General features: G+C 63.4%; 15 protein-coding genes. 11 read left to right on the top strand and 4 right to left on the bottom strand.

The window, feature by feature from the left end:
* Window positions 1-6 precede the first annotated feature (6 nt).
* Window positions 7-1,260: a tyrosine--tRNA ligase gene (tyrS, locus tag IVB01_RS14980; RefSeq protein ID WP_247277225.1), complete on the bottom strand. Its 1,254-nt coding sequence runs from the start codon at window positions 1,258-1,260 to the stop codon at window positions 7-9.
* 164 nt (window positions 1,261-1,424) lie between these two features.
* Between tyrS and IVB01_RS14975 the strand changes: the two genes are divergently transcribed.
* The 3 genes from IVB01_RS14975 (at window position 1,425) to IVB01_RS14965 (ending at window position 3,637) form a co-directional block, all read left to right on the top strand.
* Window positions 1,425-2,528, top strand: a complete 1,104-nt coding sequence (locus IVB01_RS14975; protein WP_247277224.1) for an anhydro-N-acetylmuramic acid kinase — start codon at window positions 1,425-1,427, stop codon at window positions 2,526-2,528.
* Window positions 2,529-2,625: 97 nt separating this feature from the next.
* Complete coding sequence (locus IVB01_RS14970) at window positions 2,626-3,303, top strand: glutathione S-transferase family protein (protein WP_247277223.1); 678 nt, start codon at window positions 2,626-2,628, stop codon at window positions 3,301-3,303.
* A 10-nt stretch (window positions 3,304-3,313) separates the two neighbouring features.
* Window positions 3,314-3,637: a multidrug efflux SMR transporter gene (locus IVB01_RS14965; RefSeq protein ID WP_247277222.1), complete on the top strand. Its 324-nt coding sequence runs from the start codon at window positions 3,314-3,316 to the stop codon at window positions 3,635-3,637.
* Between the two features lie 14 nt (window positions 3,638-3,651).
* Here IVB01_RS14965 and IVB01_RS14960 read toward each other — a convergent pair whose 3' ends face one another.
* Window positions 3,652-3,942, bottom strand: a complete 291-nt coding sequence (locus IVB01_RS14960) for a DUF1330 domain-containing protein (protein ID WP_247277221.1) — start codon at window positions 3,940-3,942, stop codon at window positions 3,652-3,654.
* Window positions 3,943-4,006: 64 nt separating this feature from the next.
* Window positions 4,007-4,654, bottom strand: coding sequence for an alpha/beta hydrolase (locus IVB01_RS14955; RefSeq protein ID WP_247277220.1), 648 nt, complete (start codon window positions 4,652-4,654; stop codon window positions 4,007-4,009).
* Between the two features lie 338 nt (window positions 4,655-4,992).
* Here IVB01_RS14955 and IVB01_RS14950 point away from each other — a divergent pair, with 338 nt between their 5' ends.
* From IVB01_RS14950 to IVB01_RS14915, 8 genes are all read left to right on the top strand, one after another.
* Window positions 4,993-6,132 carry a cysteine desulfurase family protein gene (locus IVB01_RS14950; RefSeq protein ID WP_247277310.1) on the top strand — a complete coding sequence of 380 codons (1,140 nt, stop codon included), beginning with the start codon at window positions 4,993-4,995 and terminating at the stop codon, window positions 6,130-6,132.
* Window positions 6,133-6,254: 122 nt separating this feature from the next.
* On the top strand, window positions 6,255-7,751 hold the full coding sequence (sufB, locus tag IVB01_RS14945) for a Fe-S cluster assembly protein SufB (protein WP_247277219.1): 1,497 nt from the start codon (window positions 6,255-6,257) through the stop codon (window positions 7,749-7,751).
* A gap of 62 nt (window positions 7,752-7,813) precedes the next feature.
* Window positions 7,814-8,566, top strand: coding sequence for a Fe-S cluster assembly ATPase SufC (gene sufC / locus IVB01_RS14940; protein ID WP_247277218.1), 753 nt, complete (start codon window positions 7,814-7,816; stop codon window positions 8,564-8,566).
* Between the two features lie 11 nt (window positions 8,567-8,577).
* Window positions 8,578-9,882, top strand: coding sequence for a Fe-S cluster assembly protein SufD (sufD, locus tag IVB01_RS14935; protein ID WP_247277217.1), 1,305 nt, complete (start codon window positions 8,578-8,580; stop codon window positions 9,880-9,882).
* A complete protein-coding gene (locus IVB01_RS14930) occupies window positions 9,879-11,126 on the top strand; it encodes a cysteine desulfurase (RefSeq protein WP_247277216.1) in 1,248 nt (415 codons plus the stop codon). The genes sufD and IVB01_RS14930 overlap by 4 nt, the downstream gene beginning before the upstream one ends.
* Window positions 11,123-11,494, top strand: a complete 372-nt coding sequence (locus IVB01_RS14925; RefSeq protein WP_063683732.1) for an SUF system Fe-S cluster assembly protein — start codon at window positions 11,123-11,125, stop codon at window positions 11,492-11,494. The genes IVB01_RS14930 and IVB01_RS14925 overlap by 4 nt, the downstream gene beginning before the upstream one ends.
* 118 nt (window positions 11,495-11,612) lie before the next feature.
* Entirely contained in the window at window positions 11,613-11,954 is a 342-nt protein-coding gene (locus IVB01_RS14920) for an iron-sulfur cluster assembly accessory protein (protein ID WP_247277309.1), read from the top strand.
* A 200-nt stretch (window positions 11,955-12,154) separates the two neighbouring features.
* Window positions 12,155-12,604, top strand: coding sequence for a TfoX/Sxy family protein (locus IVB01_RS14915; protein WP_247277215.1), 450 nt, complete (start codon window positions 12,155-12,157; stop codon window positions 12,602-12,604).
* Window positions 12,605-12,657: 53 nt separating this feature from the next.
* Here IVB01_RS14915 and IVB01_RS14910 read toward each other — a convergent pair whose 3' ends face one another.
* On the bottom strand, window positions 12,658-13,725 hold the full coding sequence (locus IVB01_RS14910; RefSeq protein WP_247277214.1) for a GGDEF domain-containing protein: 1,068 nt from the start codon (window positions 13,723-13,725) through the stop codon (window positions 12,658-12,660).
* Window positions 13,726-13,740: the final 15 nt, after the last annotated feature.

Genomic DNA, 13,740 nt, shown 5'->3' with positions numbered 1-13,740 from the left:
ATACGCCTATGCAGGCTTGATGAGGACGTGCTTCTTCTTGCCGAACGACAGCTTGATCACGCCTTCCGGTGTCAGATTGGCCACCGAGAGTGCCATCTTCTCGTCGGTGACGGGGGCGTCGTTGATGCGCAGGCCGCCCCCCTTGATCTGGCGGCGGGCTTCGCCGTTTGAGGCAACCAAGCCCGCCCGAACGAAGGCGCTGAGCACGCCGAGACCATCGTCGAGCTCGCCACGCGGAATTTCCACAGTCGGCAGGCTTTCGGCGAGCGCACCTTCCTCAAAGGTGCGGCGCGCGGTCTCTGCTGCCTCGTTCGCGGCATCGCGGCCGTGCAGCAGCGCAGTCGCCTCGGTGGCGAGCACCTTCTTGGCCTCGTTGATCTCCGAGCCGCCGAGGGTCTCGAGCTTCTTGATCTCGCTGATTGGCAGCGTCGTGAACAGCTTCAAGAATTTGCCGACGTCGGCATCCTCGGTGTTGCGCCAGTACTGCCAGAAATCATACGGCGAGAATTGGTCGGCGTTGAGCCAGACCGCGCCCTGCGCGGTCTTGCCCATCTTGGCGCCGGACGCGGTCGTCAGCAGCGGCGTCGTCAGCGCGAACAACTGGTGCGTGCCCATGCGGCGGCCGAGATCGACGCCCATGATGATGTTGCCCCACTGGTCCGAGCCGCCCATCTGGAGGCGGCAGCCGGTGCGCTTGGCGAGCTCGACGAAGTCGTAGGCCTGGCAGACCATGTAGTTGAACTCGATGAAGCTCATCTCCTGCTCGCGCTCGAGGCGCAGCCGCACGGAGTCCATGGTCAGCATGCGGTTGACCGAGAAATGCCGGCCGACGTCGCGCAGCATCTCGATCCAGTTCAGCTTGGTCAACCACTCGGCGTTGTCGAGCATGACAGCGTCGCTCTTGCCTTCGCCATAGCGCAGCACCTTGGCGAACACGCCGCGGATCGAGGCCTTGTTCGCCTCGATCTCGGCGACCGTGCGCATCGCGCGCGTCTCGTCCTTGCCGGAGGGATCGCCGACCATGGTGGTGCCGCCGCCCATCAGCGTGATCGGCTTGTTGCCGGATTGCTGCAGCCAGTGCAGCATCATCATGGTCAGATAGTTGCCGATATGTAGCGAGGGGGCGGTGCAATCGTAGCCGACATAGGCGGTCGCCTCGCCCCTAGCGGCGAGCGCGTCCAGCCCCTCGAAATCGGAGCACTGGTGGATGAACCCACGTTCCTGCAGGGTGTTGAGGAAATCCGATTTGAATGCAGTCATTTGTCGGCGTGCCTGACAATTCTTGGTTTACTGTTTTGGGAGCAATTTAAGGATCTTGCGTGGGAACTCGATTGCCACCCGCCACTTGGCGCAGTGGCATTATAAGATGTGTCCCTCTGGCACAAGATCGGCATGCCAGGGTGGGCCTTTGAGGACGCTGGTCCATGATGTTGACGGCACTCGGTCTGATGAGCGGCACCTCGCTGGACGGGGTGGATGTCGCGCTGATCGAAACCGACGGAAAGCACGTCAAGGCGTTCGGACCGACCGGCTACCGGCCCTATGGTCCGGCCGAGCGCAACCTGCTGCGCCAGGCGCTGAGCGAGGCCGTGCACCTACGGCAACGTGATGCCCGGCCTGGGATCCTGACCGAGGCTGAGCGCGCAGTGACGCAGGCCCATGCCGAGGCGGTCGCCGCTTTCGTCGCGCAGAACCGGATGAGGCCGGAGGACATCGACATCGTCGGCTTCCACGGCCAGACCGTGCTGCACCGGCCCGAACAGCGGCTGACGGTGCAGATCGGCGATGGGCCGGCGCTGGCCAAGGCGATTCATATCCCGGTCATGTATGATTTCCGCGCCGCCGACGTCGATGCCGGCGGGCAGGGCGCGCCGCTCGTGCCGGTCTATCATCGGGCGCTCGCCAATTCGCTGGAGCGCGAGGGCCCGATCGCGGTGATCAATATCGGCGGCGTCTCTAACATCACCTATATCGACGGCAGCGACACGCTGATCGCTTGCGACACCGGCCCCGGCAATGCGCTGCTCGACGACTTCATGTACCGCACCATGAACCAGGCGTTCGATGCGGAGGGAAGGTTCGCCGCGCTCGGCAAGGCTGATGAGGCCTGGATCGCGCGGGCACTGGCGCTGCCGTTCTTCGCAGCGCCGCCGCCAAAGTCGCTCGATCGCAACGACTTTGCCGCGCTGAAGCTCGGCGACATGGCACCGGCCGACGGCGCCGCGACGCTGACCGCGTTCACTGCGGCCGCGATCGCCCGCATCATACCGCTGCTGCCGCGACGACCGCGCAGCTGGATCGTTTGCGGCGGCGGGGCCCGCAACCTCACGATGCTGCGGATGCTCCGGGAGCGGGTGGGCTCGGCGACGGTCGAGGCCGCGGAGACGCTCGGCTGGGCCGCCGACGCTATCGAGGCGCAGGCCTTCGGTTTCCTTGCCGCGCGCGGCCTCAAGGGCCTGCCGCTATCCTATCCGGCAACGACGGGCGTGCCGATGCCGATGACGGGTGGGGTGATTGCACGGCCTTGAAGATCACGGGCAGTTGACGGAAGTGCATTGATCTTGACATGTGCATGCATCTGCATCTATCTAGATGCAGTTGCATTTAACTGTCGGGATCGCCACCATGACCGCTCCGCTCAAACTGATCAGTCACAAGCTTTGCCCCTACGTGCAGCGCGCCGTGATCGCGCTCAAGGAGAAGGGCGTGCCGTTCGAGCGGATCGATATCGATCTCGCTGACAAGCCGGACTGGTTCTTGAAATTGTCGCCGCTCGGCAAGGTGCCGGTGCTGGTGGTTGCGACAGACAAGGGCGAGGTTGCGTTGTTTGAGAGCAACGTGATCTGCGAGTACATCGAAGACACACAAGGCGGTGCGAAGCTGCACCCGACGGATGCGCTGAAACGTGCCGAGCATCGCGCTTGGATGGAGTTCGGCTCGGCGATCCTCGGCGACCTCTGGGGGCTGGAGACGACGACCGATCCGGCAACATTCGAGAGCAAGCGCCAGGCGCTCGCGGCCAAATTCGCGCGCGTGGAAGCCGCGCTTGGTGTAGGGCCGTATTTCGCGGGCGACGCGTTCAGCCTCGTGGATGCAGTGTTTGCCCCGATCTTCCGCTATTTCGACGTGTTCGATGAATTGATTGAGCTCGGAATCTTCAACGATCTGCCCAAGGTCCGCGCGTGGCGGGCCGAGCTCGCGAAGCGTCCGAGCGTGCGCTCTGCGGTCGGCGCGGACTATCCGCAATTGCTGCGGGCGTTCCTGGTGCGCCACGACGCGCATCTCTTGAAGCTCGCGGCCTGAGGCTACGCCGATGTCGCAGTCCACGGCCTGGCTCATGCTGGTGATCGCCGGCGCGCTTGATGTCGGCTGGGCGATCGCAATGAAATATGCGGAAGGATATACGCGCGCAGGCTGGAGCATCGCCTCGCTCGTACTGCTTGCCGCCTTCGTCTTCCTGCTCGGGCGTGCCTTGAAAGTGCTCGAGGTCGGCGTTGCCTATTCGGTGTGGACCGGCATCGGCGCGGCCGGCACGTTCCTGATGGGCGTCGTGCTGTTCGGCGAGACCTTGAGCGCGGTGAAGCTTGCGGGCATCGCACTCGTGCTGACGGGGATCGTCGCGCTCAAGCTGGCGTAGTCAGCCCATACTGATCAGGTGCAACCGTCGGCAAGCAGCAGCCTGCTTGTCGTCGTTGCGTGCCGCACCCTGAAGAGATCCTGAATGTCGGGATCGTCGAGGAACGCTTGCGCCTTCTCGCGCTCCGCAAATTCGATGATGACGAGGCGCTCGGGCGCCCAGTCGCCTTCGATCGTGGTCGGCTCGACGCCGCGCACGATGTACCGCCCTGAATGCTTGGCAATGAATGCCGGGATTTCAGCGATGTAAGTCTTGAAACCGACGTGGTCGTTCACCGACAGGTCAAGAACCAGATACGCCTTCATCGCTCGCAATCTCCAGCGTTGACGGTCCGCAGCCATGCCACGAACACGTCTACGCCGGAAGGCCTCAGCGCACGCTGGCGAGGCGCATGTCGAGGTAGGCCGTGATGGTTTCCATCAGCGGCTCGAGCTTGGCGTCGAAGAAGTGATTGGCGCCGGGAATGACCTGCTGGTCGATCACGATGCCCTTCTGCGTCTTCAGCTTCTCGACCAGCGTGTTGACATCCTTAGGGGGCACCACGGCATCCTTTTCGCCATGCACGATCAGGCCCGAGGACGGGCAGGGCGCAAGGAACGAGAAGTCGTAGAGGTTGGCCGGCGGCGCGATCGAGATGAAGCCTTCGACCTCCGGGCGGCGCATCAGCAGCTGCATGCCGATCCAGGCGCCGAAGGAGAAGCCGGCGACCCAGCAGGCGCGCGCCTCGGGATTGATGGTCTGCGCCCAATCGAGCGCTGCCGCCGCATCCGACAATTCGCCGGTGCCATGGTCGAACGAGCCCTGACTGCGGCCGACGCCGCGGAAATTGAAGCGCAGCACGGAGAAGCCGCGATGCGCGAAGGCGTAGTAGCACTGGTACACGATCTGATGGTTCATCGTGCCGTGGAACTGCGGATGCGGATGCAGGATCATCGCGATCGGCGCGTTCTTCTGCTTGGCCGGGTGGTAGCGGCCTTCGAGACGGCCAGCGGGGCCGGTAAATATGACTTCGGGCATCGATGATCTCTTGATTGATTTCCTGGAGACGACCTCGGCAATCAACCGATTGTGGCCTCACCGGCAGATGCCGACGAAAGCGCGAATGAAGGGCGAGGAGGCGCGCGCAGCGGTGATGCGCTGACGGCGCGCGGTGACTTGACGGTGCGCGTTCTAACATAGGCTGAGGGTCAAAAAGCAAGCATCTTGAACATCAGCCAACGGGTTCAAGACGTTAGCGTGTCATGACCGCGTCAACTGTGGCCGCACATTCGCAAATCATGGTTGCCAAGGGCGTGCCCGCGGCCCATGTCGAGATGGCGCAACGCCGTCTGCGATGTGAGGTAATATATTACTCAATGCCGACCCGCGTCTATCTCGATTGGAACGCGACCACGCCGCTCCGCGCTGAGGCGCGGGCAGCGATGCTGGCTGCATACGACCTGATCGGCAATCCATCCTCCGTCCATGCCGAGGGGCGGGAGGCACGACGGCTGATCGAGGAGGCGCGTGCCGCGCTGGGACCGGCGGTCGGCGCTCAGCCGCGCAACGTCGTCTTCACATCCGCTGGAACCGAGGCCAATGCGCTGGCGCTGTCGCCCGGCCTGCGGGGGCCGTCCGGCGGACCCGTCGAGCGACTGCTGGTCTCCGCGGTCGAGCATGCCTCGGTGCTGGCGGGCGGCCGGTTCCCGGCGGATAGGATCCGACAGATACGGGTAACGCGCTCCGGTGTCGTCGATCTCGACGATCTGTGGGCCCAGCTCAACGCTGGCCCGCCGACGCTGGTCTCCATTATGGCCGCGAACAACGAGACGGGCGCGCTTCAGCCTGTCGCTGAGGCTGCGCGGATCGTTCATGAGGCCGGCGGTCTCCTGCATGTCGATGGGATCCAGGCGCTTGGCAAAATTCGGTTCGATATCAAGGCTGTGGGTGCAGACCTTGCGACCTTTTCTGCGCACAAGATCGGTGGCCCCAAGGGAGTTGGCGCGCTGGTCATGGCAGAAGGGCTCGCCGGTCTGGCGCCGGTCCTGCGGGGGGGCGGGCAGGAGCTCAACCGCCGGGCGGGCACCGAGAATGTCGCGGGGATCGCCGGCTTTGGCGCGGCGGTCAGACGGGCGCTTCAGACTCTGCCGGAGGATCTGAAACGAATGGCAACCCTCAGAGATCATTTGGAAAATGGGCTTCGCGCCACGGCCGGGGCGACAATCCTCGCCGACGGTGTGGAGCGGTTGCCAAATACCGTACTTTTCACCGCACCAGGGCTGAAGGCCGAGACTGCTGTGATCGGCTTCGACCTTGCAGGCGTCGCCGTGTCGTCAGGTTCGGCCTGCTCATCGGGAAAGGTCCAGCCCTCCCACGTGCTCTCGGCCATGGGGTACGATCCCATCGTGGCCCAAGGAGCGGTGCGCCTCAGTCTTGGCTGGTCCACGGAACTGGAAGAGATCAATAGGGCGTTGGAGGCTTGGCGAAAGCTCGGTAATAACCTACTTAAGAGCTAGGCGACGAAACACAGCTTGAACGATTCTAGGCGCGTGCTTTCCGCCAGAGAACATCGTAATAAACGTAATACTCGTCCGAGTTTGATCCACCGCGGTCCTTGAAACCGCGAGCGGAGGATGGAATGCCAGCCGTACAAGAGACGGTCGAGCGCGTGAAGCGCATCGACGTCGACCAATATCGTTATGGGTTTGAAACCCTGATCGACTCCGAGAAAGCCCCCAAGGGGCTATCGGAAGAGACCGTAGAGTTCATCTCGCAAAAAAAGAATGAACCCGCCTGGATGCTCCAGTGGCGGCTGGAAGCCTATCGGCGCTGGCTGACCATGACCGAGCCGACCTGGGCGCGGGTCGACTATCCCAAGATCGACTTCCAGGACCTCTATTACTACGCGGCGCCGAAGCCGAAGAAGACGGTCAGCTCCCTCGATGAGATCGATCCGGAGATCCTGAAGACCTACGAAAAGCTCGGCATTCCCCTGCGGGAAGTCGCCATGCTCGAAGGCGTCGAGCCGAAGGTTGGCGAGGAAGATCCGGCCCGCCGTAAGATCGCGGTCGACGCGGTCTTCGATTCGGTGTCGGTTGCGACCACGTTCAAGGCGGAGCTGAAGAAGGCCGGCGTGATTTTCATGCCGATCTCGGAGGCGATCCGCGAGCATCCCGAGCTGGTGCAGAAGTATCTCGGCACCGTGGTGCCCACCTCGGACAATTTCTACGCGACGCTGAACTCGGCGGTGTTCTCGGACGGCTCGTTCGTCTACGTGCCGCCCGGCGTGCGCTGCCCGATGGAGCTGTCGACCTATTTCCGCATCAACGAGCGCAACACGGGTCAGTTCGAGCGCACGCTGATCATCGCGGACAAGGGCTCCTACGTCTCCTATCTCGAGGGCTGCACTGCGCCGCAGCGCGACGAGAACCAGCTGCACGCGGCCGTGGTCGAGCTCGTCGCGCTCGACGACGCCGAGATCAAATACTCGACGGTGCAGAACTGGTATCCGGGCAATTCGGAAGGCAAGGGCGGCATCTACAATTTCGTCACCAAGCGTGGCGACTGTCGCGGTGCCAATTCAAAGATCTCCTGGACCCAGGTCGAGACGGGCTCGGCGATCACCTGGAAATATCCGAGCTGCATCCTGCGCGGCGACAATTCGCGGGGCGAGTTCTACTCGATCGCGATCTCGAACGGCTTCCAGCAGGTCGATTCGGGCACCAAGATGATCCACCTCGGCAAGAACACGTCGAGCCGCATCATCTCCAAGGGCATCGCCGCCGGCAAGTCGCAGAACACCTATCGTGGGCTCGTCACCGCGCATCGGAAAGCCACCGGCGCGCGCAACTTCACCGCCTGCGATTCCCTGCTGATCGGCGACAAATGCGGCGCGCACACCGTGCCGTACATCGAGGCGAAGAACTCCTCGGCGACGTTCGAGCACGAGGCGACGACGTCGAAGATCTCCGAGGACGTGCTGTTCTACTGCATCCAGCGCGGTCTCTCGCAGGAAGAGGCGGTTGGCCTCGTGGTCAACGGCTTCGTCAAGGATGTGCTTCAGCAGCTGCCGATGGAGTTCGCGGTGGAAGCGCAGAAGCTGATCTCGATCTCGCTTGAAGGGTCGGTCGGTTAACACCGACCCTCGCGGTGCGCTTAGGCGCTCCATGCCTCATTTGAATAGACTGGACACCAACAATGCCTTTGCTTGAAGTGAAAGACCTGAAGGTTCGTGTCGAGGAGCGTGAGATCCTCCACGGGCTGACGCTGACCGTGAACGAGGGCGAGGTGCACGCCATCATGGGGCCGAACGGCTCCGGCAAGTCGACGCTCTCCCATGTCATCGCCGGCAAACCCGGCTATGAGGTCACCGACGGCCAGATCCTGTTCAGGGGCGAGGATCTCCTGGAGATGGATCCCCACGAGCGCGCCGCCAAAGGCGTGTTCCTGGCGTTCCAGTATCCGGTCGAGATTCCCGGTGTTACCACCATGAATTTCCTCCGTACCGCACTAAATGCCCAGCGCAAGGCTCGCGGCGAGAGCGAACTGATGGTGCCCGACTTTTTGAAGAAGGTCCGCGAGGTCTCGAAGTCGCTGAACATCCCGCAGGACATGCTCAAGCGCGGCGTCAATGTCGGCTTCTCCGGTGGCGAGAAGAAGCGCAACGAGGTGCTCCAGATGGCGCTGTTCGAGCCCAGCCTGTGCATCCTCGACGAGATGGATTCCGGCCTCGACATCGACGCGCTGCGCATCGCGGCCGACGGCGTCAACGCGCTGCGCTCGCCGAAGCGCGCCATGGTCGTCATCACCCACTATCAGCGGCTGCTGAACTACATCGTGCCCGACGTCGTGCACGTGATGTCGAAGGGCCGCGTCGTGAAGAGCGGCGGCAAGGAGCTGGCACTGGAGCTGGAAGCGTCCGGCTATGCCCAGTTCGAGGACGCCGCGTAAGGAATTTTGCAATGAACGTTGCTGTGGCAAAGACCGGAAAGGGCCGTGCGGTGAGCGATCTCTTCGCCAGCGTCGAAGGCCGCTTGCCGGGTCCGCCTGCTGTGATCGCGGCGCGCCGCGAAGCCTTCGAGAATTATGAGCGGCTCGGCCTGCCGCACCGCCGGCTCGAGGAATGGAAATACACGGATCTGCGCGCGCTGGTCAGCGAGGTGCTGCCACTGGCGGCCAGCCCCGACGCGGCCGCGCTGAAGCGCGCCGCGGACGCGGTGAAGGCCCATGCCATCGCGGGCGCCCGCAAGCTGGTGCTGGTCGACGGCGTGTTCGCGGCCGATCTGTCCGACGTGAAGGCGCTCGGCTCCGAGACGAGCCTCAAGACGCTGCGGGAGACGCTGGAGACCGATGCCGGTCTCCTCAACACGGCGCTCACCGATGCCGTGATCGCGCTGAACGCCGCCATGGCAACCGACGGCGTCGTGCTGTCGATCGCTGACGGCGCGCAGCTGTCCGCGCCGATCCAGATCATCCACATCGCAACCGCGGCTTCCGCCTCGAGCTTCACCCGTTCGCAGGTTGCTATCGGGAAGGGCGCTCGCGCCACCATCGTCGAAAGCTTCGTTGCGGCAGGTAGCAAGGCCTACCAGGTCAACGATGCCGTGCTGGTGAAGGTTGGCGACGACGCCGATGTTGCACACATTCGCCTGATGGACGATGCGCCTGACGCGGTGAACGTCACCTCGCAGTTCGTGACGGTCGGCGCCAATGTGAAGTTGAACTTCTTCAACATGACCAGCGGCGCGGCGGTCAGCCGCTTGCAGGGCTTCATCACACTGGCGGGCGAGGGCAGCGAGCTCTCCGTCAACGGCGTCAACCTTTTGAAGCAGACCGAGCATGGTGACACCACACTGGTCGTCGACCACGCCGTGCCGAACTGCGTCAGCCGCGAGACTTTTCGCGCCGTGATCGACGATCGCGCTCATTCGGTATTCCAGGGGCGTATCATCGTTCGTCCCGATGCGCAGAAGACCGACGGCAAGATGATGACCCGCGCGCTGCTGCTCTCGGACGAGGCGGAAGCCGACAACAAGCCCGAACTGGAAATCTTTGCCGATGACGTCTCTTGCGGCCACGGCGCCACTGCCGGCGCGCTGGACGACAGCCTCTTGTTCTATCTGAAGGCGCGCGGCCTGCCGGAGAAGCAGGCCCAGGCGCTGCTGATCCAGGCCTTCGTGGGCGAGGCGATCGAGCAAATCGCCGACGACGGCTTGCGCGAGCATGTGATCGGCATTGCCGAGCGCTGGCTGGAGCGCCGGTCATGAGCACGCATCCGGCGGTCAAGAACGGCGCCTACGACGTTGCGCGCGTGCGCCAGGATTTTCCCGCGCTCGCCATGCAGATCTACGGCAAGCCGCTGGTCTATCTCGACAACGCCGCCTCGGCGCAGAAGCCCGGCGCCGTGCTCGACCGCATGACGCAGGCCTATACGAGCGAATACGCTAACGTGCATCGCGGCCTGCATTACCTCGCAAATGCGGCGACGGAGGCCTATGAGGGCGCGCGGGCAAAAGTCGCGCAATTCGTCAATGCCCGCCGCACAGAAGAGATCATCTTCACCCGCAACGTCACCGAGGCCATCAACCTCGTGGCGTCGTCCTGGGGCGAGCCGAACATCAAGCAGGGCGACGAAATCGTCCTCTCGATCATGGAGCACCATTCCAACATCGTGCCCTGGCATTTCCTCAGGGAGCGCCATGGCGCGGTGATCAAATGGGCGCCCGTCGATGACGAAGGCAACTTCCTGATCGACGAGTTCGAGAAGCTGCTGACGCCGAAGACCAAGCTGGTCGCCGTCACCCAGATGTCGAACGCCCTCGGAACCTTCGTTCCCATAAAGGAGGTCGTGCGACTGGCCCACGAGCGCGGCATTCCCGTGCTGGTCGACGGTGCACAGGGCGCGGTGCATCTGCCCGTCGACGTGCAGGATCTCGACTGCGATTTCTACGCATTCACCGGCCACAAGATTTATGGCCCGACCGGTATCGGCGCGCTCTATGCCAAGCATGAGCATCTTGTCGCGATGCGCCCCTTCAACGGTGGCGGCGAGATGATCCGCGAGGTTGCGAAGGACTGGGTCACCTATGGCGACCCGCCGCACAAGTTCGAAGCTGGCACCCCGCCCATCGTCGAAGCGATCGGCCTCGGTGCCGCCATCGATTACGTCAATTCGATCGGCAAGGAGCGTATCGCCGCGCACGAGCGCGATCTCGTCACCTACGCCCAGGACCGGCTCCGTGAGATCAACTCGCTGCGGCTGATCGGTACTGCGCGCGGCAAGGGGCCGGTGATCTCCTTCGAGCTCAAGGGCGCGCATGCCCACGACGTCGCCACCGTGATCGACCGTCAGGGCATCGCAGTGCGCGCCGGCACCCATTGCGTGATGCCGCTTTTAGAGCGGTTCAACGTCACCGCCACCTGCCGGGCGTCGTTCGGCATGTATAATACGCGGGAAGAAGTCGATCATCTGGCACAAGCGCTTCTGAAGGCGCGGGATTTGTTCGCATGAGTGACACGGCCGAAATCAAAGCCAATCCGATGGAGACCCATTCGGCGCTGCCGCCGGAGGAGACCGAGCGTCTGACCACCGAGATCATCGCGGGCCTCAAGACCGTATTTGATCCGGAAATCCCGGCCGACATCTACGAGCTCGGCCTGATCTACAAGGTCGAGATCAAGGACGACCGTTCGGTCGACGTGCAGATGACGCTGACGACACCGAACTGCCCGGCTGCGGGCGAGCTGCCGACCATGGTCGAGAACGCGGTCGCCAGCGTCCCGGGCGTCGGCGTGGTCGACGTCAAGGTCGTCTGGGAGCCGCCGTGGTCGCCCGAGCGCATGAGCGACGAGGCGCGCCTCGTGCTCAATATGTGGTGACGGTCTCAGCTCGCATTGAATTCGCCTCGCAACGGACCACATAGATAACATGACCCAGATCTCGTCAGGCTCGACACCAGCTTCGACACCAAAGCCCCGGCGGGCGCGCCCGCAGGTGATGCGGCTGACGGACGCCGCCGCGCAGCGGATCACGGAGCTGACCCAGCGCGCGGACTCCGAGATCGTCGGCCTGCGCGTCGGCGTGAAGAACGGCGGCTGCGCCGGCCAGTCCTACACGGTCGAATACGCCCACGAGATCCGGCCGACTGACGAGGTCGTCGAGGACAAGGGCGTCAAGATACTGGTCGATCCCAAGGCCGTGCTGTTCCTGCTCGGCACCGAGATGGACTACAAGGCCGACAAGATGCAGGCCCAGTTCGTCTTCAACAATCCCAACCAGGTCTCCGCCTGCGGCTGCGGCGAGTCGGTCGAGCTGCGGCCGGCGAAGGTCGACGGGTAGTTTTCCCCGCCCTTGCGAGGAGCTCGCGACAAAATTGCGTAGCAATTTTGCGCTGATGCGACGGAGCAATCCAGACTGTCTCTGCCTCGGCAGTCTGGATTGCTTCGCGGAGCCTGTCATCGGGCCGCGCTTCGCGCGGACCCGTTGGCTCGCAATGACGGCAGTGGTATAGTGGCTGGCCTGCTCGCTCCGGGATACCCATGGACCGCGAATTCCTGATCGACCTGTTCGCCGATTTCGGTCCCGTCACGATCCGCAAAATGTTTTCCGGCTACGGCATCTCCGCCGAGGGCATCAACTTCGCGCTGTCCTTGCGCGCCGGGCTGTTCTTCCGCGCCGACGAGATGACGATCCCGAATTTCGAGGCGGAAGGCTCAAGGCCGTTCCAATACTCGACCCGCGCCAAGACAGTCACAGTGAACTCCTACTGGCAGTTGCCCGCGCGCTTGTTCGACGATTCCGAGGAGCTGGCACAATGGGCGAGGGCAGCGCTCGCTGCCGCCCAGCGCGCCAAGGTCAAGAAGCGGCCGAAGACGAAGAAGGTCAGCAAAGCTGCCAAGGCGCCCGCCGGAAAGCCCAGCCAGAAAACTTCGTCAAAAAGATCGCTCAACAAGTTTGCGGTGCGCAAGCGTGCAAAGCGAAAGGCGTAATTCTCGGGGCTCGCGCCAAGAGGTGCGCTCCGGAATGACAGCGAGGGTCGGGCCTACGCCACCCGGTTGTGCGTCTCGACCGCGTATTCCGGATCGACTTCACAGATCACGCGGTTGCGGCCGTTGCGCTTGGCGGCGTAGAGGCAGGCATCCGCGCGTTCGATCAGGGCGTCGGTGTCGTCGCCCTGCCTGAGCATGGAGACGCCGACGGAGATGGTGACGCGGCCGAGAATCTCGCCGGTGGATTTCTTCTTCAGTTCCTTCGCCATCACCGCGCGGCGGATGTGATCGGCCACCGTGAGTGCCTGGCGCAGCGCCGTGTTGGGCAGCACGACCGCGAATTCTTCGCCGCCATAACGCGCGGTGATGTCCTGGCCCTTGATGGTCTGCTTCAGGGACAAGCCGACAAGGCGCAGCACCTGGTCGCCGGTGAGGTGGCCGTAGGAATCGTTGAATGACTTGAAATGATCGATATCGAACAGCAGCAGCGACAGCGGCTCCCCGGAGGCGAGCGCGCTCTGCACCGCCATGCCGATCATGCGATCGAAATATTTGCGATTGCCGAGGCCGGTGAGCGGATCGGTGAGGCTCTCGGCGCGGATCGCCTCCAGGCTCTGCTGGAGATTGCTGATCTCGTTCCTCGATAGTATCAGGCGGCCTTCCAGCGCCTTGTTGGCCTCGCGCATCTCGCTGGTCGAACGCAGCAGCGTCTCGACGATCGCCTTGATCTGGTCGCGGCCCTTGGCCGACGACAGTTTCTCGGTCGCACCCGACAGGCTGGCGTCGTAGGCGCCGCTCATCCCGAGCGCATCGCCGAGAACCTTCATCACGTCGTCGATCTCGCCGATGACGCGCGCGCCCACCTTATCGATGCGGTCGGTGGTCTTGATATGGGAGAGATAGGTCTCGTAGATCTGCTCGAGATCGGCTTCGGTCAGCTTGCCGTTGCGCGCCAGCGTCTCGTTGATGATCTTGTTGAGCGGTGCGTTGTAGCCGGTGGCGTAGACGTACCAGATCTCGTAATTGCGCGGAATTGCCGTCTGCCGGAGCGATCGAATCTGGCCGAGCGCCACTTCGGCGAACGCCATCGTGCGTTCGTGTTCGTCGAGAACCTTGACCACGGAACATACCCCGCA

This window comes from Bradyrhizobium sp. 164 (assembly GCF_023073715.1).
Lineage (GTDB): Bacteria > Pseudomonadota > Alphaproteobacteria > Rhizobiales > Xanthobacteraceae > Bradyrhizobium.
This window is presented reverse-complemented; position numbering and strand designations above follow the sequence as displayed.